Origin of the sequence: Halopenitus persicus (assembly GCF_002355635.1) — an archaeon.
GTDB lineage: Archaea > Halobacteriota > Halobacteria > Halobacteriales > Haloferacaceae > Halopenitus > Halopenitus persicus_A.
The window spans coordinates 2,671,163-2,694,493 of record NZ_AP017558.1; the positions used below are offsets into that span (position 1 = coordinate 2,671,163).

General features: G+C 61.9%; 22 protein-coding genes. 12 read left to right on the forward strand and 10 right to left on the reverse strand.

Annotated elements, in window-relative coordinates; translation table 11 throughout:
* Positions 1–798 (forward strand): ribonuclease H-like domain-containing protein, encoded by a 798-nt coding sequence (locus CPZ00_RS12990; RefSeq protein WP_096391268.1) that lies wholly within the window; start codon positions 1–3, stop codon positions 796–798.
* Between the two features lie 118 nt (positions 799–916).
* Complete coding sequence (locus CPZ00_RS12995) at positions 917–2,815, forward strand: flippase activity-associated protein Agl23 (protein ID WP_096391269.1); 1,899 nt, start codon at positions 917–919, stop codon at positions 2,813–2,815.
* A gap of 107 nt (positions 2,816–2,922) precedes the next feature.
* Here CPZ00_RS12995 and CPZ00_RS13000 read toward each other — a convergent pair whose 3' ends face one another.
* Both CPZ00_RS13000 and tcuA read right to left on the reverse strand, forming a co-directional pair.
* Entirely contained in the window at positions 2,923–3,873 is a 951-nt protein-coding gene (locus tag CPZ00_RS13000) for a transcription initiation factor IIB (protein WP_039401672.1), read from the reverse strand.
* A 181-nt stretch (positions 3,874–4,054) separates the two neighbouring features.
* On the reverse strand, positions 4,055–5,461 hold the full coding sequence (tcuA, locus tag CPZ00_RS13005) for an FAD-dependent tricarballylate dehydrogenase TcuA (protein ID WP_096391270.1): 1,407 nt from the start codon (positions 5,459–5,461) through the stop codon (positions 4,055–4,057).
* A 245-nt stretch (positions 5,462–5,706) separates the two neighbouring features.
* On the opposite strand from tcuA, the gene CPZ00_RS13010 reads away from it, so the two are divergent.
* Both CPZ00_RS13010 and CPZ00_RS13015 read left to right on the forward strand, forming a co-directional pair.
* Complete coding sequence (locus CPZ00_RS13010) at positions 5,707–6,108, forward strand: hypothetical protein (protein ID WP_096391271.1); 402 nt, start codon at positions 5,707–5,709, stop codon at positions 6,106–6,108.
* 4 nt (positions 6,109–6,112) lie between these two features.
* Positions 6,113–6,790 carry an METTL5 family protein gene (locus CPZ00_RS13015; RefSeq protein WP_096391272.1) on the forward strand — a complete coding sequence of 226 codons (678 nt, stop codon included), beginning with the start codon at positions 6,113–6,115 and terminating at the stop codon, positions 6,788–6,790.
* Here the strand turns inward: CPZ00_RS13015 and CPZ00_RS13020 are convergent.
* Complete coding sequence (locus CPZ00_RS13020; RefSeq protein ID WP_096391273.1) at positions 6,715–8,580, reverse strand: rhomboid family intramembrane serine protease; 1,866 nt, start codon at positions 8,578–8,580, stop codon at positions 6,715–6,717. The two genes, CPZ00_RS13015 and CPZ00_RS13020, sit on opposite strands and share 76 nt — an antisense overlap.
* A gap of 107 nt (positions 8,581–8,687) precedes the next feature.
* Positions 8,688–9,137 (reverse strand): halocyanin domain-containing protein, encoded by a 450-nt coding sequence (locus CPZ00_RS13025; RefSeq protein ID WP_096391274.1) that lies wholly within the window; start codon positions 9,135–9,137, stop codon positions 8,688–8,690.
* Between the two features lie 101 nt (positions 9,138–9,238).
* Between CPZ00_RS13025 and CPZ00_RS13030 the strand changes: the two genes are divergently transcribed.
* Together CPZ00_RS13030 and CPZ00_RS13035 are read left to right on the forward strand one after the other, a co-directional pair.
* Positions 9,239–9,724 carry a DUF5799 family protein gene (locus CPZ00_RS13030; protein WP_096391275.1) on the forward strand — a complete coding sequence of 162 codons (486 nt, stop codon included), beginning with the start codon at positions 9,239–9,241 and terminating at the stop codon, positions 9,722–9,724.
* 99 nt (positions 9,725–9,823) lie between these two features.
* Positions 9,824–10,093 (forward strand): hypothetical protein, encoded by a 270-nt coding sequence (locus tag CPZ00_RS13035; protein ID WP_096391276.1) that lies wholly within the window; start codon positions 9,824–9,826, stop codon positions 10,091–10,093.
* Positions 10,094–10,120: 27 nt separating this feature from the next.
* Here CPZ00_RS13035 and CPZ00_RS15640 read toward each other — a convergent pair whose 3' ends face one another.
* Both CPZ00_RS15640 and CPZ00_RS13040 read right to left on the reverse strand, forming a co-directional pair.
* Positions 10,121–10,270, reverse strand: a complete 150-nt coding sequence (locus CPZ00_RS15640) for a DUF7557 family protein (protein ID WP_172861835.1) — start codon at positions 10,268–10,270, stop codon at positions 10,121–10,123.
* Positions 10,271–10,371: 101 nt separating this feature from the next.
* Positions 10,372–10,869, reverse strand: coding sequence for a metal-dependent hydrolase (locus CPZ00_RS13040; protein ID WP_096391277.1), 498 nt, complete (start codon positions 10,867–10,869; stop codon positions 10,372–10,374).
* 190 nt (positions 10,870–11,059) lie between these two features.
* Here CPZ00_RS13040 and CPZ00_RS13045 point away from each other — a divergent pair, with 190 nt between their 5' ends.
* Together CPZ00_RS13045 and CPZ00_RS13050 are read left to right on the forward strand one after the other, a co-directional pair.
* The gene (locus CPZ00_RS13045; RefSeq protein WP_096391278.1) at positions 11,060–12,541 is read left to right on the forward strand and encodes an HTTM domain-containing protein; all 1,482 of its coding nucleotides are present in this window, start codon (positions 11,060–11,062) and stop codon (positions 12,539–12,541) included.
* A gap of 89 nt (positions 12,542–12,630) precedes the next feature.
* Positions 12,631–13,947, forward strand: coding sequence for an MFS transporter (locus CPZ00_RS13050; protein WP_157744243.1), 1,317 nt, complete (start codon positions 12,631–12,633; stop codon positions 13,945–13,947).
* Between the two features lie 308 nt (positions 13,948–14,255).
* Here the strand turns inward: CPZ00_RS13050 and CPZ00_RS13055 are convergent, their stop codons facing one another.
* Positions 14,256–15,098: an SDR family NAD(P)-dependent oxidoreductase gene (locus tag CPZ00_RS13055; RefSeq protein WP_096391280.1), complete on the reverse strand. Its 843-nt coding sequence runs from the start codon at positions 15,096–15,098 to the stop codon at positions 14,256–14,258.
* A 200-nt stretch (positions 15,099–15,298) separates the two neighbouring features.
* Here CPZ00_RS13055 and CPZ00_RS13060 point away from each other — a divergent pair, with 200 nt between their 5' ends.
* Positions 15,299–15,706 carry a PaaI family thioesterase gene (locus CPZ00_RS13060; RefSeq protein ID WP_199243359.1) on the forward strand — a complete coding sequence of 136 codons (408 nt, stop codon included), beginning with the start codon at positions 15,299–15,301 and terminating at the stop codon, positions 15,704–15,706.
* A 52-nt stretch (positions 15,707–15,758) separates the two neighbouring features.
* Here CPZ00_RS13060 and CPZ00_RS13065 read toward each other — a convergent pair whose 3' ends face one another.
* The 3 genes from CPZ00_RS13065 to CPZ00_RS13075 all read right to left on the reverse strand — a co-directional run bounded on the left by CPZ00_RS13065 (position 15,759) and on the right by CPZ00_RS13075 (position 19,222).
* Positions 15,759–16,514, reverse strand: a complete 756-nt coding sequence (locus tag CPZ00_RS13065) for an IclR family transcriptional regulator (RefSeq protein ID WP_096391282.1) — start codon at positions 16,512–16,514, stop codon at positions 15,759–15,761.
* A gap of 531 nt (positions 16,515–17,045) precedes the next feature.
* Positions 17,046–18,401 (reverse strand): phenylacetate--CoA ligase family protein, encoded by a 1,356-nt coding sequence (locus tag CPZ00_RS13070; protein ID WP_096391283.1) that lies wholly within the window; start codon positions 18,399–18,401, stop codon positions 17,046–17,048.
* A gap of 65 nt (positions 18,402–18,466) precedes the next feature.
* Complete coding sequence (locus CPZ00_RS13075) at positions 18,467–19,222, reverse strand: enoyl-CoA hydratase/isomerase family protein (RefSeq protein ID WP_096391284.1); 756 nt, start codon at positions 19,220–19,222, stop codon at positions 18,467–18,469.
* 226 nt (positions 19,223–19,448) lie between these two features.
* Between CPZ00_RS13075 and CPZ00_RS13080 the strand changes: the two genes are divergently transcribed.
* The 3 genes from CPZ00_RS13080 to CPZ00_RS13090 are packed head-to-tail and all read left to right on the forward strand — an operon-like array spanning position 19,449 to position 23,330.
* On the forward strand, positions 19,449–20,600 hold the full coding sequence (locus CPZ00_RS13080) for an ABC transporter substrate-binding protein (protein ID WP_172861867.1): 1,152 nt from the start codon (positions 19,449–19,451) through the stop codon (positions 20,598–20,600).
* An 11-nt stretch (positions 20,601–20,611) separates the two neighbouring features.
* Complete coding sequence (locus CPZ00_RS13085) at positions 20,612–22,567, forward strand: ABC transporter permease (RefSeq protein WP_096391286.1); 1,956 nt, start codon at positions 20,612–20,614, stop codon at positions 22,565–22,567.
* Entirely contained in the window at positions 22,557–23,330 is a 774-nt protein-coding gene (locus tag CPZ00_RS13090; RefSeq protein WP_096391287.1) for an ABC transporter ATP-binding protein, read from the forward strand. Before CPZ00_RS13085 ends, CPZ00_RS13090 begins: the two co-directional genes overlap by 11 nt.
* The last annotated feature ends 1 nt before the right edge of the window (position 23,331 follow it).

Consider the following 23,331-nt stretch of genomic DNA (forward strand, 5'->3'; position numbering starts at 1 on the left):
GTGCGCATCGAGAACAGCTTCATCCCGGTCCGAGGGGTCGGCGAGCGGACGGAGCGCCGGCTCTGGGAACGGGGGATCACCCATTGGGACGACTTCGACCGATCCGTCGACGTGCGGGGGGTCGGCGCGACGACCGCCGATCGGATCGACGGGTTCATCGACCGGGCCCGCGACCGGCTCCGAGCCGGTGACGCCGCGTTCTTCGACGACGTCTTTCCGAGCGACCAGCGCTGGCGGCTCTACGAGGACTTCCGGACGGAGACGTGTTACTTCGACATCGAGACGACCGGCCTCGACGAGCAGGCCAACCAGGTCACGACAGTGAGCTTTCACCGCGACGGCGAGACGACGACGCTCGTCGCCGGAGAGGACCTCACCGCCGAGGCGGTCCACGACCGACTGACCGACGCCGCCGTGATCGCCTCGTTCAACGGCGCGCGCTTCGACGTGCCGTTCCTGGAGACGAACCTCGGGATCGAGATCGATACCCCACACCTCGACCTGTTGTATCCCTGCCGGCAGCTGGGGCTTTCGGGCGGACTCAAGGCGATCGAGTCCGAGATCGGCGTCGAGCGCGACCGCCCCGACATCAGCGGCCGCGACGCCGTCCGGCTCTGGCACGAGTACGAGCGCGGCGACGAGGAGGCGCTGGAGACGCTCGTCTCGTACAACCGGGAGGACGCGCGAAACCTCGAGACGCTGGCCGACGTCGTCTGTGAGTCCCTCCACCGAGACGTCTTCGGATCGGTCGCCGGGTCGGCGAACCCCGGCCGCTCCGAGCCGGCCGCCGGCGAGTAACCGCTCCGGGCCGACTGCTGACGGTGAACCGCTCCGGGCCGATTGCTGACGGTGAACCGCTCCGATCTGATCCGTCCGAACCGAAACGTTCCTACCCCGCGGCCGAGACGCCATCGATATGACGCCGTCCCCGGACGACCGTGGCTCCGAGCGCCGTCGAGGGTGGATCCGCGGGCTCGATCCACGGACGTGGGACCGGACCGACCGGCGGACGCGCGCCGCCGTCGCGGTCATCGTCGGCTGTTCGCTGCTCGCTCGGACGGTCGCTCTGGGCGATCGACCGTTCCACTGGGACGAGGCACGGGTCGGGTACTGGACGCTCCGCTCGCTCGAGACGGGGAGCTACGAGTACCGCCCGGTCGCCGGCGGGCCGGTCGTGTTCCATCTGAGCCGGCTCGCGCTCTCGGTCGCGCCGCCGAGCGACGCCCTCGCGCGGCTACCGTTCGCGATCGCCGGCGGGCTCCTTCCGGCCGTCGCGCTCCTCTTCCGCGGCCGGCTCGGCGACGACGAGACCGTCGCCGCTGCTGCTGTACTCGGCTTCGCGCCGCCGCTGGTCCACTACGGGCGCTTCCTGCGCGGGGACGTGATCGCTGCCGGCGCTGCGCTTCTCGCGGTCGGTTGGCTCGTCCGGTGGATCGACTCCGACTCCGGGACCCGACCGCGTGACCGATACCTGTACGGCGCCACCGTCGCTTCGGTGGTGGCCCTCGGCACCTCCGGGTTCGCGGTCGCGACGCTCGTGCTTGTGGTCGCCGCCGCGCTCGTCACGCTCGACCGGCCACGGGCCGAGGGACGCTCCTCGAGCCTCGGCGACGCAGCGCGCCGTGGCGGTCGATGGATCGTCGACCGTGCGACGCCGCTCGCCCGCGCGGCGTTCGTGTTCCTCGGGACCTGGGCGGTGCTGTTCCTCCCGCGCGGCTCCGACAGCGGCGCGGGCGGAACTCCCGGCGGACTCGCCGGACTCGTCGCCGACCCGATCGGGCTGGCGACGCGGACCTACGTGGCTCCCGTCGAGGCGTTCCTCGGGGTTCGGGTCGCGGAGCGGGCCGGGACGCAGTTCCTCCCGTTCGTGACCGACGCCGTCTCGACGGCGCTTGCGACCGCCGCACCGATCCTCGCGATCGCCGCGGCCGGATTCCTCGCGGACCGATACGGTCTCCTGGGTGACGCGACACGTCAGGGGACCGCGGGCGGACGACCGATCGTCCTGTTCGCGTCCGCCTGGGCCGGGCTCGGCCTGCTCGGCTATCCGATCGTAGCGGAGGTGATCGCCCCCTGGACGCTCGTGCACGTGCTCGTCCCGCTGGCGGTGCCGGCCGGCGTCGGGATCGCGGCCGTCTACCGGTACGGACGCGAGGCGGCGGGTCGATCGCTGGGCTCGAACGTGGCCGCGTCCGGCGCGCGACGCGGGGGTGACGCCGCCTTCCGTGATGACGCCGCGGACGCCGATCGAGTGGCCGCCGGAGGTGCTGACCGAGTGACCGCCGGAGATACTGACCGACTGACCGTCGGTGACGCGGCACGGGTCGCGGCGGCCGGACTCGTGCTGTTCGCGATCGTCGCGCACGCCGGGATCGTCACCCTCGATGCCGCCGCCGCCGAGCCGGGACCGGAGTCGCCGCTCGCGCAGTACGGCCAGCCCGCCGACGACCTCGAGCCGCTCGTCGATGAGATGGAGGCGGCGATCGCGGACGCGGAGGGAGAGAACGCGCGCGTCGTCTGGGTCGGCGACCGGTTCCACCTGCCGGACGAGACGGTCGCGGACCGCCCCCCGATCGGAACGGAGGCGGCTCGCGAGGCGTGGGGCGACCGGTTGCCGCTTCCGTGGTACCTCGAGCGGACCGACGCCGAGGTCGAGAGCGTGACCGCGCCGAGCGGCCTCACGGGCGAGCCCGCGGTGGTGATCGCCGATCCGGCCCACGAGGGGTCGCTCGATGCGATGCTCCCCGCTCACGAGTCGCGGACCCTGCGGCTCGGGCTCTGGAACCGTGAGGTCGTCGTGTTCATCGCAAGCTGACGGTCGCAGTCGATCTGGACGGTTCGGAATCAGATGGGTCGGGACGGCCGAGTATTCAGATCCGGGATTCAGATCGGGGTTCAGCTCAGGATCTCACGACCGATTCGTCACCGAAACCCCATCGCCTCGATCTGCTCCTGGTACCGGTTGCGGATCGTGACCTCGGTCACCTGGGCGACCTGGGCGACCTCGCGTTGGGTCTTCTTCTCGTTGCACAGCAGCGAGGCCGCGTAGATCGCCGCCGCCGCGAAGCCGGTCGGCGACTTTCCGGAGAGCAGTCCCTGTTCGGCGGAGACGTCGATGATCTCGGTGGCCTTCGTCTGGACCTCCTCGCTGAGGTCGAGCGCGGAGGCGAATCGGGGAACGAACTGCTTGGGATCGACGGGTTTGAGCTCCAGCCCGAGCTCCTGGGAGATGTATCGATAGGTCCGGCCGATCTCCTTTTGCGGAACCCTGGAGACCTCGGCGACCTCGTCGAGCGATCGGGGGATCCCCTCCTGGCGACAGGCGGCGTACAGCGCGGAGGTGGCGACGCCCTCGATGGACCGGCCTCGAATGAGGTCCTCGGCGAGCGCGCGCCGGTAGATGACGGAGGCGACCTCCCGGACCGAGCGGGGGACGCCCAGCGCGGAGGCCATGCGGTCGATCTCCGAGAGCGCGAACTGGAGGTTCCGCTCGCCCGCGTCCTTCGTCCGGATGCGCTCCTGCCACTTGCGCAGCCGGTGCATCTGCGAACGCTTCTCCGAGGAGAGGGACCGTCCGTAGGCGTCCTTGTCCTTCCAGTCGATCGTCGTCGTCAGCCCCTTGTCGTGCATCGTCTCGGTGATCGGGGCGCCCACGCGGGACTTCGACTGTCGTTCGGAGTGGTTGAACGCCCGCCACTCCGGCCCGCGATCGAGCTGTTGTTCGTCGAGCACCAGCCCGCAATCGTCACACACCAACTCGTGATCCGCGTCCGCGACGACCTCCGCGGAGCCACACTCCGGACAGGAGACCGTTTCGTCCGCCTCCTGTTCGGTCTCCCGTTCCTGCCCTCGCTGCCGGCTCGGACGTTCCATATAAGGTTTGTGGCTAGTGGCGTATTTAAAAGTTGGTGTCGGATGCGTTATGATAACTCGGATCCGGTGGTTGGATCCCCGCTCCCGCTGCCGGTTTCGTCGGCGAGCGACTCGCAACCAGCCCGACGGGAACGGCCGGTCGGGTCCGGTCGGCTACCGGATCCCCTGCGGTCCTACCGGATCACTCGAGGTCGTCGACCGCGGTTTCGGCGGCGATCCTCCCGTAGACGGCGGCGTTGGTCAGGCCGGTTCCGCCGGGGTAGTTGTTGTAGAACAGGCCGCCGGTCGCGTTCCCGGCGGCGTAGAGTCCGGGGATGGGATCGTCGCGCGTGTCGAGCACCTCCGCGTCCGGCGTGACGGCCACGCCGCCGAAGCCGAACGTCATCCCGCCCGTCACCGGATAGCCGGTGAATGGCGGCTCGTCGATCGGGAGCGCCCAGTTCGACTTGGGCGGGTCGACGTCGGGCGCGTCGTTCCCGTCGAGGACGTTCGGCTCGTAGGCATCGAGGCCGTCCCCCTCGACCGTGCAGGCCTCGTTGAACCGCTCCACCGTCTCGACCGCCCGTTCGGGGTCCTCGATGTCGAGGCGTCTGACGAGCGATTCGATCGAGTCGGCCGTGACGGCCCGGCCGGGCCCCATGTGCGCGACGTCGTCGACGGTCTTCGAGTCGACGACGATGAACGCCTCGTGGTAGGGCTGCTCGAAGATCTCCCGGCCGAACTTCGCGTAGGTGTGTGCGCGTGCGTCCTCCCCCTCGTCGACGAACCGCTCGCCGTCGTGGTTGAGGATGACGCCGTACTGGTAGCCGTCGATCCGGGTGATCCCGCCCTCGACCTCGGGCGATTGGACGTCGATGATCGCTATGTGGGCGTCGCCCCATTCGCCCTCCGATTTGGCGCCGACGTCCATCGCGGCGTCGAGCGCCTCGCCGGTGTTGTACCGGCTGCCGCGGACCTTCATGTTCCCGTATCCGGGACCGTAGTACCGAGTCCGTCGCTCCTTGCTCGAGCCGTAATCGCCGGCCGCGAGGATCACTGCGTCGCCCTCGAAAAGCGTGCGGCGTCCCTCGTGACGCGCCTCGACGGCGGAGACGGTCCCGTCGTCGTCGCGCCGGAGGGACCGTGCCTCGGCCTCGTAGAAGATCTCCACGCCGCGGTCCTCGACGATCTCGACGAGTTCGTCCACCATGTCCTCGCCGTGGAGCCAGACGCGTCCCGCGGTGTAGCCGGGATGCGGCGCCTGGTACTCCCAGCTGACGCCGTGGTCGGTCAGCCATTCGAAGGTCTCGGGCGACTCGGAGACGAGCCGGTCGACGAGGTCCTCGTCGGCCCGATAGTTCGTCACCTGCATGATGTCCGAGTAGAAGTCGGCCGTCGAGTAGTCCTCGACGTTGAAGCTCGCGTCGACGTCGACGTCCGCGGTCGGGATCCGGAACGACTCGGTGAACCGCGTGTGACCGCCGCGGTGTTCCTTCGGACTCTTCTCGAGGAGACAGACGGATCGGTCGAGCTCCGCCGCGCGGAGTCCGGCGGCGAGACCGGCGATGCCACAGCCAATGACGACGATATCGAAGGAATGTCGGTTCATTTTCGGGGTGTCATATCGGGGGGTCATATCGGATCGATGGTTGGATGGGTCATCGATTCGACCCAGCCGTCGGCGTCGATCGCGTTCGATATCCGTATCGATCGCATCTGAACCCCCATCGATCGCAATCGGGCGTTGGGACGTTTGCCACTTAACCGTTCGCGCGAACGGGTTGGGCCGGCGACCCAATAATAACTACTGAGCATTTACAAAGATATTTGTATAACCAGAGAATATGTGCTTGTATGAGCACCACCGACTCCACGAGCGTTGACGGACCGATCGCGGGGTGTCGTCCGGCGGACGTCGAGCCCGTCGTCGTCGACGGCGACGACCTCGAGAGCACCGCGCCCGAGTACCTCCGTGACCTGAAGGCCGAGCTGTCGCGGCAGGGCTACCAGCCCGCGGCGCTGGCGGTACGGGCGTGTTTCGCGGAGGACTGTTCGCTCGCCACCCAGGAGGAGGCCGACCGGCTTCGCGGGTTCGTCCGCGCGGCGGCGTTCCTCGGTGCGGGCCGGATCGAGATCGAGATCGACGACGTCGCCGAGCCGGAGACCGTCGACCCCGCGATCGCCGCCCTCTCCGAGCGGGCCGCGCGCGAAGGCGTCACGCTCCGCGTGACCGGCGACGCCGAGATCGCCGGCTGATCGAATGGCATCGCGACGCTCCCTGGCGACGAAACTCGGCGTGGTCGCCGGCTTCGAGCAGCCGAGCGCGTCGCTCGAGCAGTACCCGACGCCGCCGGCGCTCGCCGCACACGTCGTCCACCTGGCCGACCTGCAGGGAGACGTCGAGGGACGAACGGTCGTCGACCTCGGATCCGGGACCGGAATGCTCGCGCTGGCGGCGGCACTCCGCGGTCCGGCACGGGTGGTCGGTCTCGAGGTCGACGACGACCCGATCCGAACCGCCCGCGAGAACGATCGGCGCGTCGGGACGAACGCTCCGGTTCACTGGGTTCGCGGGGACGCAACCCGCCACCCGCTCCGGATCGCGGAACCCACGACCGTCCTGATGAACCCCCCGTTCGGCGCCCAGAACGGGAATCGCCACGCCGACCGCGGATTCCTGGCTGCCGCCGGCACGATCGCCGACGTCTCCTACTCGGTCCACAACGGGGGCAGCGAGGCGTTCGTCCGCGCGTTCGCCGCCGACAACGGCGGGACGGTCACCCACGCCTTCGCCGCCGAGCTCGACGTCGAGAACCGGTTCGACCACCACACCGCCGACTCGGCCGCGATCGACGCCGAGGTCTACCGGATCGAGTGGTCCGGCGACGGGTCGGCGGGCAACGCCACGCGACCCGACGAGTCGACGTCGGGAACCTGATCGCCGCCGTCCGCCGCACGTTCAGCCACGCCGGCATCGACCACACCAATTCCGACCGCTCCGCCTCCAACCGCCCCGATTTCAGCCGCTCCGAGATCGATCTCCCGTGCCCGTTCGCGTCCCTCGTATCGCTCGGCCTCGAGGACCCGCACCCGCGTCCCGTCCGTCTCGGCGTAGATGCGCCGATCCTCGCGAACGATCCGGAGCCCGGACAGGTTCACCGACTCGTTGTCGGCCGGGAGCGGTGCGGTTTCCGTGTCGTTTCCGTGTGTGACGGTGATCTCGAAGACCCCCTCACGGGCCGCCACGGTCACGTTCCGCCCCGCGATCGTCGGTTCCGCGGTCGCCGGATCGGAGACGTGGACGGTCCGCCGCTCCCCGTCGTGCTCGAGGTCGACGCGGTAGCTCACTCCCGCCCCGACCGCGCGCCAGCCGGTCCGGTGTGCCGTGACGGTCTCGCGCCAGCCGGCGCCGCCGACGGCGACCTCCCGGGACCCCCAGTAGGCGAGATTCCCCCGGGAGACGGCGGTGATCCAGACGTCGCGCTCCTCGTTTTTGACGATCACCCCCGAGGTCGTGACGTTCGTCGCCCCCTCGAACGCCTCGACGTCGATGACGTTCACCAGCTGATTGGGGACGTCCTCGGCGTAGGTCACCTCGTAGCCCTCGATTTCGACCGGCGTTCCGGGAGTCTCCTCGTCGGAGACGGCGATGAGGTTTGGGACGACCGAGGGACCGACGAGGATCCCGAGCGCGGCCACCACCAACACGGCGCCGACGATCCGCGGCGTAGTGGACCGCAGGGCCTCGCGCGTCGTCTCGGGGTTCGGGACCGCGTAGTCCGGCAGCAGGGGCCGGTCGTTTCCGGCCACCGCGAGCGTGACGATCGCCGCAAGCAGGGCGACGAGCGCGACGCCGACCGCCCGGTAGAGGACGTATCGCTCGTTCCCGAGATACCAGTAGACGGCCCACAACGACCGCGAGGACGCGAACAGGAGGACGCCGGCGAAAACGACGGCCGCGGACCGGGTCGCCGTTCCGCGGCGACGGAGGATCACGATCCCGACCAGGACGCCGAGCAGGAACCCCACCGCATGTCCCTGGATCGAGACGTTCGCCCACCACGGCGCGCCGTAGGAGGGATTCGCTGCGGCCCGCGTGACGGGCGTTCTGAACGCAGCGTACAGCAGGTTCACGAGCGACGTCCCCGCAAGCCCGACGATCGACCCGAGCGGATAGTGGACGATCGCGACCCCCCAGAGCGCGAAGACGACCCCGGAGAAGCCGATGACGGGGCCGATCGACAGGACGCTCGAGAGGACCGCCCCGCCGAGGATCGCCGCCGGAACGACGAGGAACGCCCGGACGTAGGGGTTGGACCGCCACGACCCGAACGAACTCGCCCCGCGTGCGCGGGGGTAGTGTCCGTAGGCGTACTCCGCGAGCGTCCCGGCGACGAGGGTCGCCAGAAGGTTCCCGGTGAGGTGGCCGAGGCTCGCGTGCGAGAGCCCCGCCAGGAGCAGCCCCTCGAGGTAGAAGTACGACCACGCACGGAACGGGATCACGACCGGGGACGTCGGGTCGTCGATCCCACGCTGTACGAACAGGTAGACCAGGATCACGATCCCGACGGCGACGAGGGTTCCCCAGGGGACGCCGCGGAGGAGCCGTGAGCGTATCCGCCGTCCCCATCGTCCGCCCGGCCGGTCCATCGCCCACACGAGCCCGAACGCGAGGAGAAACGCCACCGGAACGCTCAGACGGTGGACCGTGACCCACTCCGGAAGCATACCCCGGATTCGATCGTGATCGGTAAAGAACCCGCGGTCGGTGGCACGTCGACGACGAGGCGTCACGATCGCCGTCGCGAGGCGCCACGATCGCCGTCGCTACGGAGCTACTCGACGACGTCCACCGCGCCGCGCATCCCGCTCGCCTGATGCGGGGTACAGACGTATCGGTAGGTCCCCATCTCCTCGAAGCGGTGGCTGAACGTCGCGCCCGACTCCCGATGCAGATCGCTTTCGAACCGGCCGCTCTCCTCGGTGACGTCGTGTTGCCCGCCCTCGCCGGTCCACTCCCAGACGACCTCGGTTCCGGCATCGATCCGGACTGCCACAGGGTCGAACGCGAGCCCGCCCGCGGCGCCCACCGCGACCGTCACGGTCGACTCGCCGGTGCGGTCGACCACGCCGTCGTAGTTGTTGGCGCCTTCCAGCCACTCGTCGTTCCCGGAGGCGGCCGCGTCCCCGTCGCCGCTCAGACAGCCTGCCCCGAGCACGAGTCCGGCGGTACCGACCGCCGCGAGCACGGCGCGTCGGGAGGTTCTCCTGCGGTATCGCTCCATATTTCCCCTCGGATCGATCGCGGCAAAACGGCATCGATCGGTCGGGAACCACGGTCGATGTGAGCACAACGCTCTTTGGAGCGGTCCGCGTAGCGACGAGTATGAGCGATTGGACGGACGCGATCGTCGGCGACAGAATGGCCGTCGATCAGGAGTTCAACGACCGGGTTATGAACTCCCAGTTCAGCAACCAGGAGTGGGGACTGATCATGACCGCCACGGAGTTCGACATCGAACACGCCGACGACCCGGAACGGGCCCGGATCGTCGCCGACACCTCGAAGCTGCCGGACATGATGCCGGAGCTCGACTCGCTGCGCGAGCAGATGCCGGCGGCGGCCGGCGGGGGCGGGGGCGGCGACTCCGGCGGCGGTCTCGGCGGCCTCGGCGGGGGCGGCAGCGGGCCGGGATTCCTGCGGAAGGTCCGCGGCGCGCTCGGCCTCGGCCGAGGCGGCGGCAGCGGCGGCGTCGACGAGGACCGGCTGGAGGCGGCCGAGACGATGGTCCAGGAGTACGCCGACCGACTCCAGCAGCGTCTCGAGGAGAAAGGTGACTTCGAGCGCGCCCGAACCGCCTATCTGGAGTAGTCCACGACGCCGTAACCGAGATCTGAGCGAGCGTCGATCCGCCGGTCGGGTACCGGTAGGAGGACCATTACTATCGGGTACGGGACCGCTTCGACGACCATGTCCCGCTCGACGGACGGTACAGTTCCGGCCGACTCGCGTTCGGATCGACCGGAACGGATACGGCACGCCGCCGAACAGCTCGAGACCGTCCTGCAGTCGCTGGACCTCGAGGAGGAGGCGCAGCTTGCCGACGAACTGATCGAGGCGATCCGGGCGACGGACAGGGCCTCCGACCTCGCGACCACGGCTCGGAAGCCTGATCGGGAGCCGGACGGGTTTCGCTTTACGTCGTCCCCGACCGACGGGGAGTCCTCCCGTGACCGATAACGTCGCGGAGGTTCCTCACCGTCGGCGTCACTCGGCGTCGCCGCTGTGAAACAGCGTCAGCTCCTCGGCCTCGTAGATGTTGATGAGCTCGGTGATGAGTTCGTCGTACTCCTCGTCCTCGACCCGCAGCCGGTCGAGCCGTTCGATCGTCTCCTCGTCCAGATGTACCTGGGGCATATCGGTCGATTCGCCGCCGCGATCCATAAGTGATCGGGAGCGGGAACCGGGGCGGGTGGGGACGAGGAATTGCCATCGGGAACCAGCAGTCGTCGCCGGAGTCACCAACCGACCAGGCGCCCGACGAGCGCGAAGGCGCCGAGCGCGACCGCCAGCCCGACGACGAACAGCCCGTAGTTCGCCACCGTGTTGTCCGCCCGCCACAGGGACAGCGAGTAGGTCCGCCGGGAGACCGGCCAGAACAGCGGGACGCCCGCCGGCGTCAACGCGTCCGCGAGCAGATGCGCGCCGACCGTCGCGACGCCGAGGAGGAATCCGAAGGTGCCGAGCCCCACGGCGGCCGTCACGCCGAGTTCGCTCGCCGCGAGCGATCCCGCCGCGCCGAAGCCGACCCCGACGACCGCCGCGAACGCCAGGCTGTGTGTCGGCCCGCGGTGGGGTACGATCGGCAGACGATGGTCGACGTCGGGCAGCATCGTGAACCACATCATTACGGCGCCCGCGAACACGGCGAGCGCGTCGGCGCCGATGGCGATCAGCCCCGCGCCGAAGGGGGCATAAACCGCGATCGACGTCCCGAGGTGACCGATCCGATACACGACCGAGCATCCGCGTTGGGCACGTATGAACCGTCGGGTTTCGGGCCGCATCGAGCTTCGACGAACGTCGGGGGTCGACCGACCGCCGCTCCACAAAACCTATTCGTTCGACTGCGGTAGTCCGGACCGATAGATGTCCGACCGCCCGTCACGTCGCCGGCCCGCGGACGTGCCGAGACGACTCGCACGTATGCTCCGGCGGCTCGCGGGCGACCGCGCGGCGATCGACCGTCGCGCGCTTTCCGCCTTCCGGATCGGGCTCGGCGTCGTGATCCTGGTCGACCTCCTGCTCCGAAGCCGCCACCTTCGGGCCCTATATACCGAGTCGGGCGTGCTGACCACGGACGCGCTGGCGAGCGCGTATCCCCCGCTGGCCGGCGTCTCGGTACACGCCGTCGCCGATTCGGTCGCAGGACCGGCGGGCGTCGCCGTCCTGTTCGTCCTCGCCGGCGTGGCCGCGGTCGCGCTCGCGGTGGGGTATCACAGCCGGATTGCCGCGGTCATCTCGCTCGCGCTCACGCTCTCGTTGCAGGCGCGCAATCCGTTCGTGCTCAACTCGGGTGACCTGCTGTTGTGGCAGCTGTGTCTGTTCGCCACGCTGCTTCCGATCGGGTCGCGGTGGTCGGTCGATTCGGTTCGGACGTCCGCGTCGTCCGACCGAACGTCGACGGAGCGGACCGGCGCACGGGTCGCATCGGTCGCGACCGCGGCCCTCCTCGTCCACGTCGCGCTCGTCTACGTCACGAACGCGGTCTTCAAGCTCCGCGGCGACCGCTGGATCGCGGGTGACGGTGCCGCGATCGCGTTCAGTATGGACCAGTTCACGGTCCTGCTGGGTCCGTGGGTCGCGGGGTCGCCGACGCTCCTGTGGGTCCTGAACTACGCGTGGCTCGGACTGCTCGTCGCCTCGCCGTTGCTCGTCCTTGCAGCCGGACGGATCCGGACCACGGTGGCGGCGGGGCTCGTCGGCGGTCACGCCGGAATGGTCCTCACGATGGCCATCGCGGTCTTTCCGCTGGTGTCGATCGTCTCGTTGCTCCCGTTCCTCGGCTCCGGCGTCTGGGACCGGATCGACGACGCCATCGTGAACGTTCGCGAATGGTTCGCGGCCGCGGTTGGCGGCGATCATACCGGCGACGCCGGGTTCGCAAGCAGTCGTCTCGACCGTCGCCGGATCGGGCGCGGCCTTCGGATCGCCGCTCGGGCGTTCGCGGCCGCGTTGCTCGTCGGAACGCTCGTCTGGAACGCGGCCGTGCTCGGCTACGTGGAGACGGGAGCGGGCGATGCCGGGATCGATCCGGCCGAGTACGGCTGGAAGATGTTCGCCCCGGACCCCTCGGGGACCGACCGCTGGTTCGTGATCGACGCCGAATTGGCGAGCGGCGAGCACGTCGACGGCCTGGACCGCGGGTCCGTCACCCGCGATCCGCCCCCGGACGTGGACGCGACGTACCCCTCAGCGCGCTGGCGCAAGTATCTGATCGCGATCACGGTCGCCGACGACCCCGCGGTGTCGCGCTCGACCGCGGACTACGTCTGTCGGACCGTCGCCGACCGGACCGGCCAGCGCGTCGAATCCGTCGAGATCACCTACCTCGAGCGTTCCACGTGGCCCGAACCAAGCGAGGAGGTCGGGACGAACCGGCTCGTGCGACACGACTGTCGAACGTGACGGTCGAAACGACCGGGAGGGAACGGACGAAGCGATCGTCGAGGAGATCGGTCGAAACGACTTAGGCGGTGACGGGCGACTCCCCGGAAGTGAGCGAACGGTGGCTTCTCGCGTGGGGGACCGGCTACGCGGCGGTGGGAGCGGCGTCGCTGTTGATCCCCCTGTACGCGATCGAGCTCGGTGCCGGAGCGTTTCTGGTCGGAGCGATGGCCTCGACCGCCGCCTTCGCGGGCGTGCCGGGGGCGATCCTGTGGGGTCGTCTGGCGGCGAAAACCCGACGACGAAGGCCGTTCATCCTCGTCGCGCTCGCGTCGGTCGCGGGTGTGTTGGGAGTCATCCCGCTGTTGGGGTCGCCGTGGACGCTGCTGGTCGCGAACGCGGCCCTCTGGTTCGTCGTCTCGGCAGCCGCGCCCGTGCTCAACCTGATCGTCGTCGAGGGGGCCGCCACCGCCGACTGGGACGTCCGGATCGGCCGACTCAACGCCGTACAGGGATACGGTTGGGTGGCGGGGCTGGTTCTCGGCACCGTCTGGACCGCCACCGTGGCGCGGATGGTTCCGGCTGCGACGGCACAGGAGCTGCTGTTCCTCGTGCTTGCCGCTATGAGCGCGGCGGCGACGCTCGCCGCGGTGCGATGGTATCCGGAGCGTCCCACGACGAGTCCCGAGCGGTTCGCCCGCGTCTTTCATCGGCTGAACCGGCCGGACTGGGGCGCGGGGCGGTACCTCCGCGCGACGCCGTACGGCACCACCCGGCTCTACTGGGGGATCCGGGAGTGGGTCGACGCCCGGCGACGCGGTCGGCATCCGGGCGGATCCTTCGACGCGCCGCTCCGGCGGTACCTGATCGCGGTCGCGCTGTTCTCGGTCGGGTTCGCCGTCTTCTGGGGCCCGATGCCGGTCTATCTGACTGAATCGGGCGCCTCGACGGGAACGGTTTTCGTGTTGTTCCTGCTCGCGAACGCCGGCAGCGCGGTCTGTTACTCGCCGGTGGGCCGGATCGTGGGACAGCGCGGACCCTACGCGCTCCAGGCTGTCGCGCTCGGCGGTCGTACCCTGCTGTTTCCCGGGGTCGCAATCGTCGGGATCGCGGCGCCCGCGATCGCGCCCTACGCCAACGCGGTCGGCTTCACGCTGATCGGCGTGACGTGGGCGCTGATCGCGGTGACCGCGACGGGGATCGTCACGCGGCTGGCCGCGGAGCCGGTCCGCGGCTACGCGCTCGGCGCTTACACCGCGATCGCGGGCATCGGAACCGGCCTCGGGAGCGTTCTGGGTGGGGGCGTCGCCGAGGTGGCGGGATATCCCGCGACGTTCGCCGGCGCGGGACTCGTCGTGCTTGCGGCGCTCGGGCTGTTCCAGCGGTCGATCGGGTTTGACGGAGCCCGATCGAACGCCACGGCGTAGAATATGTATCTGAATGAAAATCGAATTTAGTTAAATTTACTGATAATTGGAGTTTATATTAAAAATTTTAAAGTTATATTCGATTTATAATTGGGGATTTTGACAAGAAATAATAGATCATTAAACTGTGTTTTCATATTCAATCAAACATCTAGAAACAAATGCTGAAGATTCTGATAGCTCATTTGGTGCGTATTAGAGCTCATCAATTGGCTGTATTCGATCTACTACGAGCAGTTCACAATGGTTGAATTATTCTATTTAGTATGAACACTATATTGGTAGTATCTCAAATATAGTATTATTATCTAAACCTGAGTATTCGTTCGATATCTGTTTGACTGATCTCCGAATATCTGTTCACGACGTTCGTATAGTTCGTCGGTACTCCATCCGCCCGAACAGAATCCAACTCGTTCCAGTTCCGGGTTGGATACTATGCCGACGCTATCTCCCGCAGCTCGAACCGTACAACCGGTCATATCAGCAGCTTTCGCGTTGGCGAGGAAAGCAGCTACTGGTGCAACCTTTTCCGGAGGATATTCATCTGGATCCAAAATATTTTCCGTCATTTTTGTATATGCGATCGGAAGTAATGCATTAACGTGGACATCGAACTGCTCAAGCTCGGCTGCAGCAGTCCGCATCAATCCGAGAACGCCAGCCTTGGCGGCCGAATAGTTGGCTTGTCCGACGTTTCCGAGTGCCGATGGGCTGGTCACACAGACGAACGAACGAGGATCGCTACGCTCTTCGACGGTGTCACTCCATACTCCAGCCGCACTTCGAAGAAGTCCGAAATGTCCTCGTAAATGAACGGAGATTACATCTTCCCAGTCGGATGCCGTCATCTCGGTCAAATAGGCATCGCGAAGCAATCCAGCATAATTGATTACACCATCGAGCCGCCCGTACGTGTCAATAACTGTATTTATTAACTTATCCGTATATTCTATATTGCTTACGTCTCCGAGATGAATCGTTGCAGTGCCACCGGCATCTTCCACTGACTGCGCAATAGCTTCGGCATTCTCCTTCTGAGTTGGCAGATCGTTTACGACGACCGTATGACCGTTTCGGCCCAGTTCTTCACTGGTTGCTTTACCCAGTCCGCCGGATCCGCCAGTAATAATGAACGTCCGATCTGTCATTGTTTTACACTCAGCACGGCGAAGATGTAATTTGTGCGCCTCATGGCAGGCAAGATACAATGGTAATATATAAATTTAACTTTAAACAACTGGATTCGAACATATAAAATAGGGATAAGTTAAGATAAAATTGTGAGAGATACAGCAAGTACCACGGTAACAATTAGTTATATATCTAGCTCATATCGATGTGTGTGTGTATGGCAAATAACTCCGATCATCCGGCTGAGGATGCGTTTTGTGAAACGCTCGACGTGGTCTTCCAAGAGGTTTCTGAAGGGTCAGCAATTGCTAAAATGACGGTAACGGAGGAGCATCTTAATTTTGGCGGGGTCCTTCACGGTGGTGCCGCTTTCTCGCTCGCGGACGCAGCTGCTGGGGCAGCAATGCAATCAGTGCTTGACGAAGACATAAGCACGGCTCTTGAAGCAAACATATCGTTCCTCTCGGCAGTTGACCCAGGTCAAGACATCGTCGCAAAAGCTGATGTAACCCACAAAAGTCGAAAGACCGGTGAAGTAACGGTGACTCTCGAAACGGGGGACGGAGAATCCGTCGGTTCGTATCGGGCCCGTGCGTATCGGATTACATCGTCTCAACGCGAGTAGTGGAAATGAGCGTTTCGATAGACACGATGTAGCTCGAAGAATAGTGATATGGCTATCTGTGCCGGTAGTTCAACAGCGTCTCCTCTGCTGCCTCTTTTAGGAGCCCAAGTATTCGATCTTGATTGTCTTGATCCTGCATTTTTGACGTGAGTGTGGCTATTGAAACCGTGCCTAGGAATTCTCCTTCCGCGGAGATCGGTCGCGCAGCAGTTCCCACACCAAGTGCTTGTTCATCCCAAGTTATGGCGTAGCTCTGCTCACGAATCCGGTCTAATTCAGTCGCTAACTCCTTCGGATTCGTCGTCGTTTTTTCCGTTCTGGCTTCCAACTCTTGGGACATAATCATCGAATCGCGTTGCTCCGGATTCATATTCGCCAATACGACTCTCCCTGCCGCGTGTGTATGGAGAGGTAGCCGTAGACCGGAGTAGGTACGCAAATCTAGGGAAGCGACGTCACCTTCCCTGTGAAGAACGATCCACTCACCGGATTCTTCAATTCCGAGAAACGCTGGCTCCTCAAGCTTGGATGCCAATCGCCGGAGTGGCTCTTGCCCGACCTTAAAGAGCGTTTGTCGATATTTCAATCGGCTGCCCAAACCTAATATCTTGTAGCTCGGTCGGTATACACCATCGTCGTTTCGTGCATATCCTCCCTCGACCAGTGTCGCGAGGTATTTATATGCTGTCGGCCGAGCAATGTCCAATCGGTCAGCTAATTTGGATGGGCCGACCTCGCCTTCAGCTTCGAGTATCTCCAAAACCTCCAACGCTGTCAGGGCTGTCGTGAGTTGGTTTGGCGTGGTCATACCGACATATTATCTCCAGGGAACAAATACGTTTATGCATATCTAACGAAGCCCGAGCGAACCAAGTTTTGCGCTCTGACGTCGCGTTTATTCAGATCCCTATGTGACAGGTGCGTCACTGAGATCTGCTATTGGGATCGTCCGTTACGTCTCCCGTCGGCCCACAGTGTGTTAATATATTAGAAACGGATGTGATCTGATGGCTCCTGTATTACATACATAATATTGTAATTATTGCGTGAGGCATCGGACCTGGATCTCTACACACTGTTATATTAAACATCAATGAATGACAATCGTGATTACTTCAGGCCATATGTTACGTTATAATGAACGAGTGTTGGCTGATTAAATAGAGCTACCATCGGATCTGGTGGAACCAATCGGTTCTGATCTCTCAATGTACCACGGTACGCCGTCTTCGCATCCGCAGATCGCGTCTGTGTGTCGATAGAATGAATCGGATCTATTGAAACGGCTCGAGATCAGTGGAAAATCGGAACCGCAGAATGGCGGAACGTGAATGCCGCCTCAGTCGTCGTTCTCAACGCGTATCAGATCGGTTTTGTAGACGGATAAATCGACGTTTTCCCTCGAAACCATCGAAGGATCAATCCGAACTTTGAGACGCTCACGAACCAGAGAAGCGAACTCCTCAGCAATCTCTTTGTCCGTCCGATCCGTGTTCTCCTCGCGAACGACCTCGACAGGGATTGGATCAGTAAAGTGGACCTTGTTCTCTTCGGGCAGTATGATCTTCATCCGGGAGCTCGCGCCCTCAACATCGGCAAGTACCTCACGAATTCCTGCAGGATAGACGTTTTGAGCCTTGTATATCAACATATCATCGGCTCGTCCAATAACCTGGATCTTCGGAGAAGTGCGACCACACGAACACTCATCCGTGCCAGTAATTCGTGCGTAATCACCTGACCGGAAGCGTAACAGCGGTGTTGCCTCTCGGTTCAGTGGCGTGTAGACGAGTTCACCCTCCGCACCAGGTTCCATCTCGATATGGTCCTCCGTCTCAGGATCGATGAGCTCAACGTAGACGTATTCCTGACACACAAGGTGCATCCCGTCCTCTTCCTCACACTCACCGGACAAGGCTGCGCCGACGTCACCGATTCCCATCACCTCTGCAGCTCTATCAGCACCATATTCTTCGTGCAATTGTTGTCTTATCTCCGGATTCGCCATTCCGGGTTCTCCACCCCCGATGAGTTTGTCCAGAGCCATCTCTTCGACCTCCTTTCCGACCGTTTCAGGGGCCCGATCAATGAGATACTGATGGTAGGATGCCGTCCCGAATAATCCGTCTGCATCTAATTTTTCGGTCGTTTTCAGAATTCGTTCAGTACTCCCATCGCCGGCTGGAACAGCTGTCGCGCCGATTCGCTCGATCCCTTGAATGTAGGGAAGCCCCCCAGGAACCATCGTTCGACCGATCGCGTGAACGAATATATCGTCCGGTCTTACGCCGGCTGCATACACTGATCGAGCACACATTTCGATCCACGCGTCAAGGTCGCTTTCAGTCAGCCCAAAAAAGGTCGGTTCGCCGGTCGTTCCGGACGAGGACATCACTCGATTGATCTCTTGCCGATCGGCAGCTTGGTGGGATCCGAGAGGCTGGTCACGTGTGGTCGTCGTCTGGTTTTCTCGTTCGTCGTCTTTCACCGTGAACGGGATCCGTCTGAAATCTTCGACGGTTTCGATCGAACTGGCGTCAATTCCCCATTCACTGAACTGTTTTTGGTAGAACTCCGAGTGTTCGGCGAGATAGTTCACCTGTTCGATCAGTCGTTTCTCTTGTAGGTCCTGGACCTCACTCCACGGACGGGCCTCGATCTCGGAGAAAACGTTCTCGTTGTATGGTGTTGACATTGCTCGCAGTGTATGCGGTGAACTAATAGCACTTATAATTAACTATTAATGTGATCCGTCTGGGTTTAGAATTCCGGCTCTCGGTCCTCAAAGAAGGCCTCCCTGCCTTCCTTGAAATCCTCGTTCGACGCAAGACATCTCGCGAGTTCGAGATCCCACTTTGCGGACGAGATCGGATCCGGATATGACTCGTTCAATGACTTCGTAATTGCTGAGACGGCAGCCGGTGACTGTGATGCAACCGATTCCGCAAGTTTCCTCGTTTCGCCGGAGAAATCCTCCTCAACTGATTCTACAATGAGACCCCACTCTTCGGCTTCAGCCGCACTAAACGAGCGGCCTGTTAACAATAGTTCCCTCGCACGAGATATTCCGACTGCCTGAGCGAGGAAACGAACTGCACCGGCTGGTGGGATAATTCCACGTGACGCTTCAGGTAATGCGAAAGTCGTTCCAGCCGCAGCGATACGGAGGTCACAGCCAAGCGCAATCTCCAGCCCGCCACCAACCGAAACCTCTTCCATAGCTGCTATATATGGTGTCCCGGATTGGTGAATCTCGATGATGGCGTCGATCGTCACGTTTACTGCTTGAATAAACGTTTCCGGATCTTGGGAAAGATCCCCGCCGGCACAATAAACTCCATCTGACCCCCTGATGATCGCCGCCCGGTATTCCCCTGATTCTACGTGTTTGATTGCCTCGGCAAAATCTTTCGACGTTTCCAAATCAATCGCGTTCACCTTGGATGAACTGTTCAAAATTATCTGTGCGATCTCCTCGGACTCCTCAACAGTAACGGATCCGTTAGTACACTCCATACAGTGCGAGGTGATCTAGTATTATTTAAATCTTCTCCACACCTTGGAGTTCTAACTATGGTGTAGATTCAATCATATAAAATATTCATTAGAAAATTATTTATTGTAGTAGTTTAACGTGGATGCTAGACGTATGTCACACGGTAAGAGTTACCCATCGAATCGAAGTAATCGACGAACGCTTCTGAAGACGCTCGGAGCTGGAGGGATCGCACTTACTACAAGTATGTCTGGCTGTATCGGCGGTAGTGAGGGCGGGTCTACGCTTCAATTCGGAATTATGAATCCGATGGAGGGACCATACTCCGGCCTCGGGTCAAATCAACGCCAGGGTTACGAGCTGGGTATACAGAAAATCAACGAGAGCGACGAATTCGATTTTACTATCGATGCTACCTTCGAGAACACGAAATCAGAAGTCTCGACGGCTAGGCAAAAGGCACAAAAACTCGTTCAGCAGGACAACAAGGATTACCTCTCCGGATGTGTCTCAAGCGCAGCTAGCTTAGCGATCAACTCCTTCGCGCAGGAACAGGAGATTCTCTGGGTTCCCGGTGGAGGGGCGATTCAAATCACTGGCAGCGGTTGTAACGAATGGAGTTTCCGGGCAGAAACCCACTCTGGTCAGATCGCACGGGCGTTCGGTCCCTGGATCCCGAAGAACATTGGCACCCAAGGTTGGATCCACTATGCGGATTACTCCTATGGAAAGGATATTAATACCTCGTTTACTGAACAGATGAAAGCCTCCGATGCAAATGTAAACATCGTGGGGCGGTCAACCTCGCAGCTCGGTGCAACGAACTTCTCGTCCTACATCAGCCAGATCGAAAATTCGGAGGCCGAGTTCGTCGTCCTCGGTCTCGCCGGAGGCGATCTAATCACGTTTGTCAAGCAAGCAGTTGATGCGGGCCTCAAAGAGACCGTGACGATCACCAGCCCGACGATGTGTATGCAGGCTATCCGGAATGCGCTCGGTGAGGCAGCGAACGGAACCTATGGCGGCGTCCGCTACGACCCAAAGATCGACACTCCAGCCAACCAGGACTTCGTCGAGCGATATCAGGAGGAATACGACGGCAATCCCGATGCCTTCGCTCGTGCCGGATTCGATGCGATATGGATGACTGCACAGGGGATCCAGGAAGCTGACGACACAGGTCCAGCAACGGTTAAGGATTCGCTCCCCGGCCAAGAAGTATCCTCGGTGTTCGGTTCCAATACCTATCGTGAATGCAATAATCAAGCGACTAATCCGGTCTGGGTCGGGAAGAACGTACCAAGTGACCAGGGAGGATCGAGTAGCGTCGAACTTCTCTCTCAAAAGAGCGGACAGGAAGCAGTCGCACCGTGCAGTGAGGTCAATTGTAGCCTCTAATAACACAGAAAATGTCGCTTCTATTTGAGCAGTTATTGAATGGACTGACGATCGGGGTCGTCTACGTTCTCATAGCTGCCGGACTTTCGGTCATCTTCGGCGTAATGGACGTCATCAACTTCTCCCATGGTGAACTCTTCGCGCTGGGTGCATACTTCGCCATCTCGCTGGCGGCCCCGTTCGGCGGTCCGGGATTCTGGCTAGCACTCGTGGTTGCACCGCTACTCGTCGGGATCATCGGGGCTGCCATCGAACGGTTCACCATTCGGCCTCTTTATGGACGGAATCCGCTCTATCAGATCCTCCTCACCTTCGGACTCGTTCTCGTCATCGCCGACGTGATCGTGTTAATCTGGGGGCGTCAACAACAGCAGTTTTCGGGACCTCCATCATTGGCGGGTTCCATCCAAATATTCGGATTCAGCTATTCGATTTATAATCTCTTCATCATCGTTTTCGGCCTCGCACTTGCGGGGGCAATTTGGTACGGTCTGAATAACACGCGTGTTGGGTTGGTCATCAGAGCGGGAGCACAAGACCGAGAGATGGTCCAGAACCTGGGGATCGAAATAGATCGATACTATACGCTCGTTTTCGGTGTTGGTTCAGCGATCGCCGCGGCCGGTGGAGTCGTATTAGGAGGATACCAATCCGTATCCCCCGCAATGGGCCACTCCGTCATTATTCCAGCCTTCGTGATCGTCGTTCTTGGAGGACTTGGTAGTTTCAGAGGCGCAGTTGCAGGTGGGCTTCTGGTTGGGGTCATCCAAACCCTAACGCGCTCATACGTTCCTCTATTGGAAGGATTGGTCGTTTTCCTGCTGATGATCGCTGTTCTCCTAGTCAAACCCTCTGGTTTGTTTGGGGATCCAGAATGGCAAGAAGCCGGAGAGGAGCATACGACGTTATCCACCGGTAGCGGTGGTATCTTGACGAAGTCGCAACGACTGCGTGTCGGCGCCGCCGTAGTCGGTGCATTGCTGGTGATTCCACTCGGGACGAACGTGTTGTACTCCCCGTACATCGTTTCGATAACGAGTGATATCCTGATTTGGGCTCTGTTTGCCCTCAGTCTCGATTTGGTACTGGGGTACGCTGGCCTGGTTTCGCTCGGGCACGCAATGTTCTATGGGCTCGGGGCGTACACGACGATGCTTACAATGCTGCATCTCACACCATCGGTGCCGGTCGCTCTTGTAATCGCGATCATCGTGGCCGGGATAATTGCTTGGGTCGTCGGTTACCTCTCGATTCGCGTGTCAGGAATTTACTTCGCGATGATTACGCTCGCGTTCGCCCAGGTGTTCTACAATTTAGTCTACAAGTTCGAGTGGACCGGTAGTAGCCAGGGGCTCTATGGGGCAACTCCGATGTATGGTATTGCGGGTATTGGTGTCGCGGTTGGAGATCTCTCACTGTCAGTGGGACCAATCAGCATTAGTAGCGCGGAAGTGTTCTATTATCTTCTCGTCGTGATTGCAGTCTGTTCCTTCCTCCTTGTCCGTCGTATTATGGCAGCTCCATTCGGAAGCGTATTAAAATCCATTCGTGAAAGCCAGAAACGCTCGCGGTTCGTCGGGTACAACGTTACTGCCCACAAACGCAATGCGTTCGTTCTTAGCGGAGGACTCGCTGGACTCGCTGGAGGACTATATGCGATCTCCAACGGCTTCGTCTCACCGGACGTCCTCCATTGGCTTCGATCAGGTGAACTCGTCGTGATGGCCGTTTTGGGCGGCATCGGTACGCTGTACGGGCCGATGCTTGGTGCTGGCGTATTCATCTTCTTTGAGGATCTGTTATCCACGTATATCGAGCAATGGCGGATGGTCCTTGGAACAATATTCATTCTATTTGTCATTTATGTCCCTCGAGGAATCGTATCGATCGGCCCGTACCTGAGGGATAGAGGGATCATCGATATTACTGAACAGAGGTTCGAAAGGAGTGAGATCGATGACGACTGAAAGGGAGACAAACATAGCCCTCGAAACACGAGGACTCACACGACAGTTCGGTCAATTAGTCGCCGTTGATGAGGTTGACCTCACCGTTGAAAAGGACAGCTTCCACTGTATTATCGGGCCGAACGGTGCAGGCAAGACGACGCTATTTAATCTGCTCTCGGGAGCGCTCAGTCCGACGAGCGGATCGATCACTTTGAACGGACGAGATATAACCAATACGACCCCGGAACAGCGAGTCCATTACGGACTTGGCAGATCATTTCAAATTTCTGATGTATTCACAAATCTCACGGTTAAAGAGAACATTCGGCTAGGAATTCAATCACGACAGTATCGAGATCTCGGGGTCGTGGATAAACTGTTCAGTCCAACATCTACGTTTGAGGACATAGAACGTCGGACCGCCGAAGTGCTCGAACAAACGCATCTAATGGAATACGCCGATACGGAGGCATCCGCCCTATCGTACGGAAATAAACGTCGACTGGAGATCAGCATCGTGCTCGCAACCGACCCGGAGGTCGTCCTCTTGGACGAACCAACAGCAGGGATGAGTAGAGAAAATACGATGGCGACGATCGAGATGCTACAAGGTATACTAGCCGATAAGACGCTTGTACTCGTTGAACACGACATCGACCTCGTTATGGAATTGGCCGATAGGATCACCGTCCTGCACAACGGGGCCACACTTGCCGTCGGAAGCCCCAACGAGATCGCCGATAGCGAGGAAGTGAATCGAGTGTATCTCGGAGAAACCTGAC

Bases quoted from the DNA above. Each gene is read 5' to 3' on its own strand.
- CPZ00_RS12995 (WP_096391269.1), top strand. From the start codon at position 917: ATGACGCCGTCCCCGGACGACCGTGGCTCCGAGCGCCGTCGAGGGTGG.
- CPZ00_RS13000 (WP_039401672.1), bottom strand. From the start codon at position 3,873: ATGGAACGTCCGAGCCGGCAGCGAGGGCAGGAACGGGAGACCGAACAG.
- tcuA (WP_096391270.1), bottom strand. From the start codon at position 5,461: ATGAACCGACATTCCTTCGATATCGTCGTCATTGGCTGTGGCATCGCC.
- CPZ00_RS13010 (WP_096391271.1), top strand. From the start codon at position 5,707: ATGAGCACCACCGACTCCACGAGCGTTGACGGACCGATCGCGGGGTGT.
- CPZ00_RS13015 (WP_096391272.1), top strand. From the start codon at position 6,113: ATGGCATCGCGACGCTCCCTGGCGACGAAACTCGGCGTGGTCGCCGGC.
- CPZ00_RS13020 (WP_096391273.1), bottom strand. From the start codon at position 8,580: ATGCTTCCGGAGTGGGTCACGGTCCACCGTCTGAGCGTTCCGGTGGCG.
- CPZ00_RS13025 (WP_096391274.1), bottom strand. From the start codon at position 9,137: ATGGAGCGATACCGCAGGAGAACCTCCCGACGCGCCGTGCTCGCGGCG.
- CPZ00_RS13030 (WP_096391275.1), top strand. From the start codon at position 9,239: ATGAGCGATTGGACGGACGCGATCGTCGGCGACAGAATGGCCGTCGAT.
- CPZ00_RS13035 (WP_096391276.1), top strand. From the start codon at position 9,824: ATGTCCCGCTCGACGGACGGTACAGTTCCGGCCGACTCGCGTTCGGAT.
- CPZ00_RS15640 (WP_172861835.1), bottom strand. From the start codon at position 10,270: ATGCCCCAGGTACATCTGGACGAGGAGACGATCGAACGGCTCGACCGG.
- CPZ00_RS13045 (WP_096391278.1), top strand. From the start codon at position 11,060: ATGCTCCGGCGGCTCGCGGGCGACCGCGCGGCGATCGACCGTCGCGCG.
- CPZ00_RS13055 (WP_096391280.1), bottom strand. From the start codon at position 15,098: ATGACAGATCGGACGTTCATTATTACTGGCGGATCCGGCGGACTGGGT.
- CPZ00_RS13060 (WP_199243359.1), top strand. From the start codon at position 15,299: ATGGCAAATAACTCCGATCATCCGGCTGAGGATGCGTTTTGTGAAACG.
- CPZ00_RS13065 (WP_096391282.1), bottom strand. From the start codon at position 16,514: ATGACCACGCCAAACCAACTCACGACAGCCCTGACAGCGTTGGAGGTT.
- CPZ00_RS13070 (WP_096391283.1), bottom strand. From the start codon at position 18,401: ATGTCAACACCATACAACGAGAACGTTTTCTCCGAGATCGAGGCCCGT.
- CPZ00_RS13075 (WP_096391284.1), bottom strand. From the start codon at position 19,222: ATGGAGTGTACTAACGGATCCGTTACTGTTGAGGAGTCCGAGGAGATC.
- CPZ00_RS13080 (WP_172861867.1), top strand. From the start codon at position 19,449: ATGTCTGGCTGTATCGGCGGTAGTGAGGGCGGGTCTACGCTTCAATTC.
- CPZ00_RS13085 (WP_096391286.1), top strand. From the start codon at position 20,612: ATGTCGCTTCTATTTGAGCAGTTATTGAATGGACTGACGATCGGGGTC.
- CPZ00_RS13090 (WP_096391287.1), top strand. From the start codon at position 22,557: ATGACGACTGAAAGGGAGACAAACATAGCCCTCGAAACACGAGGACTC.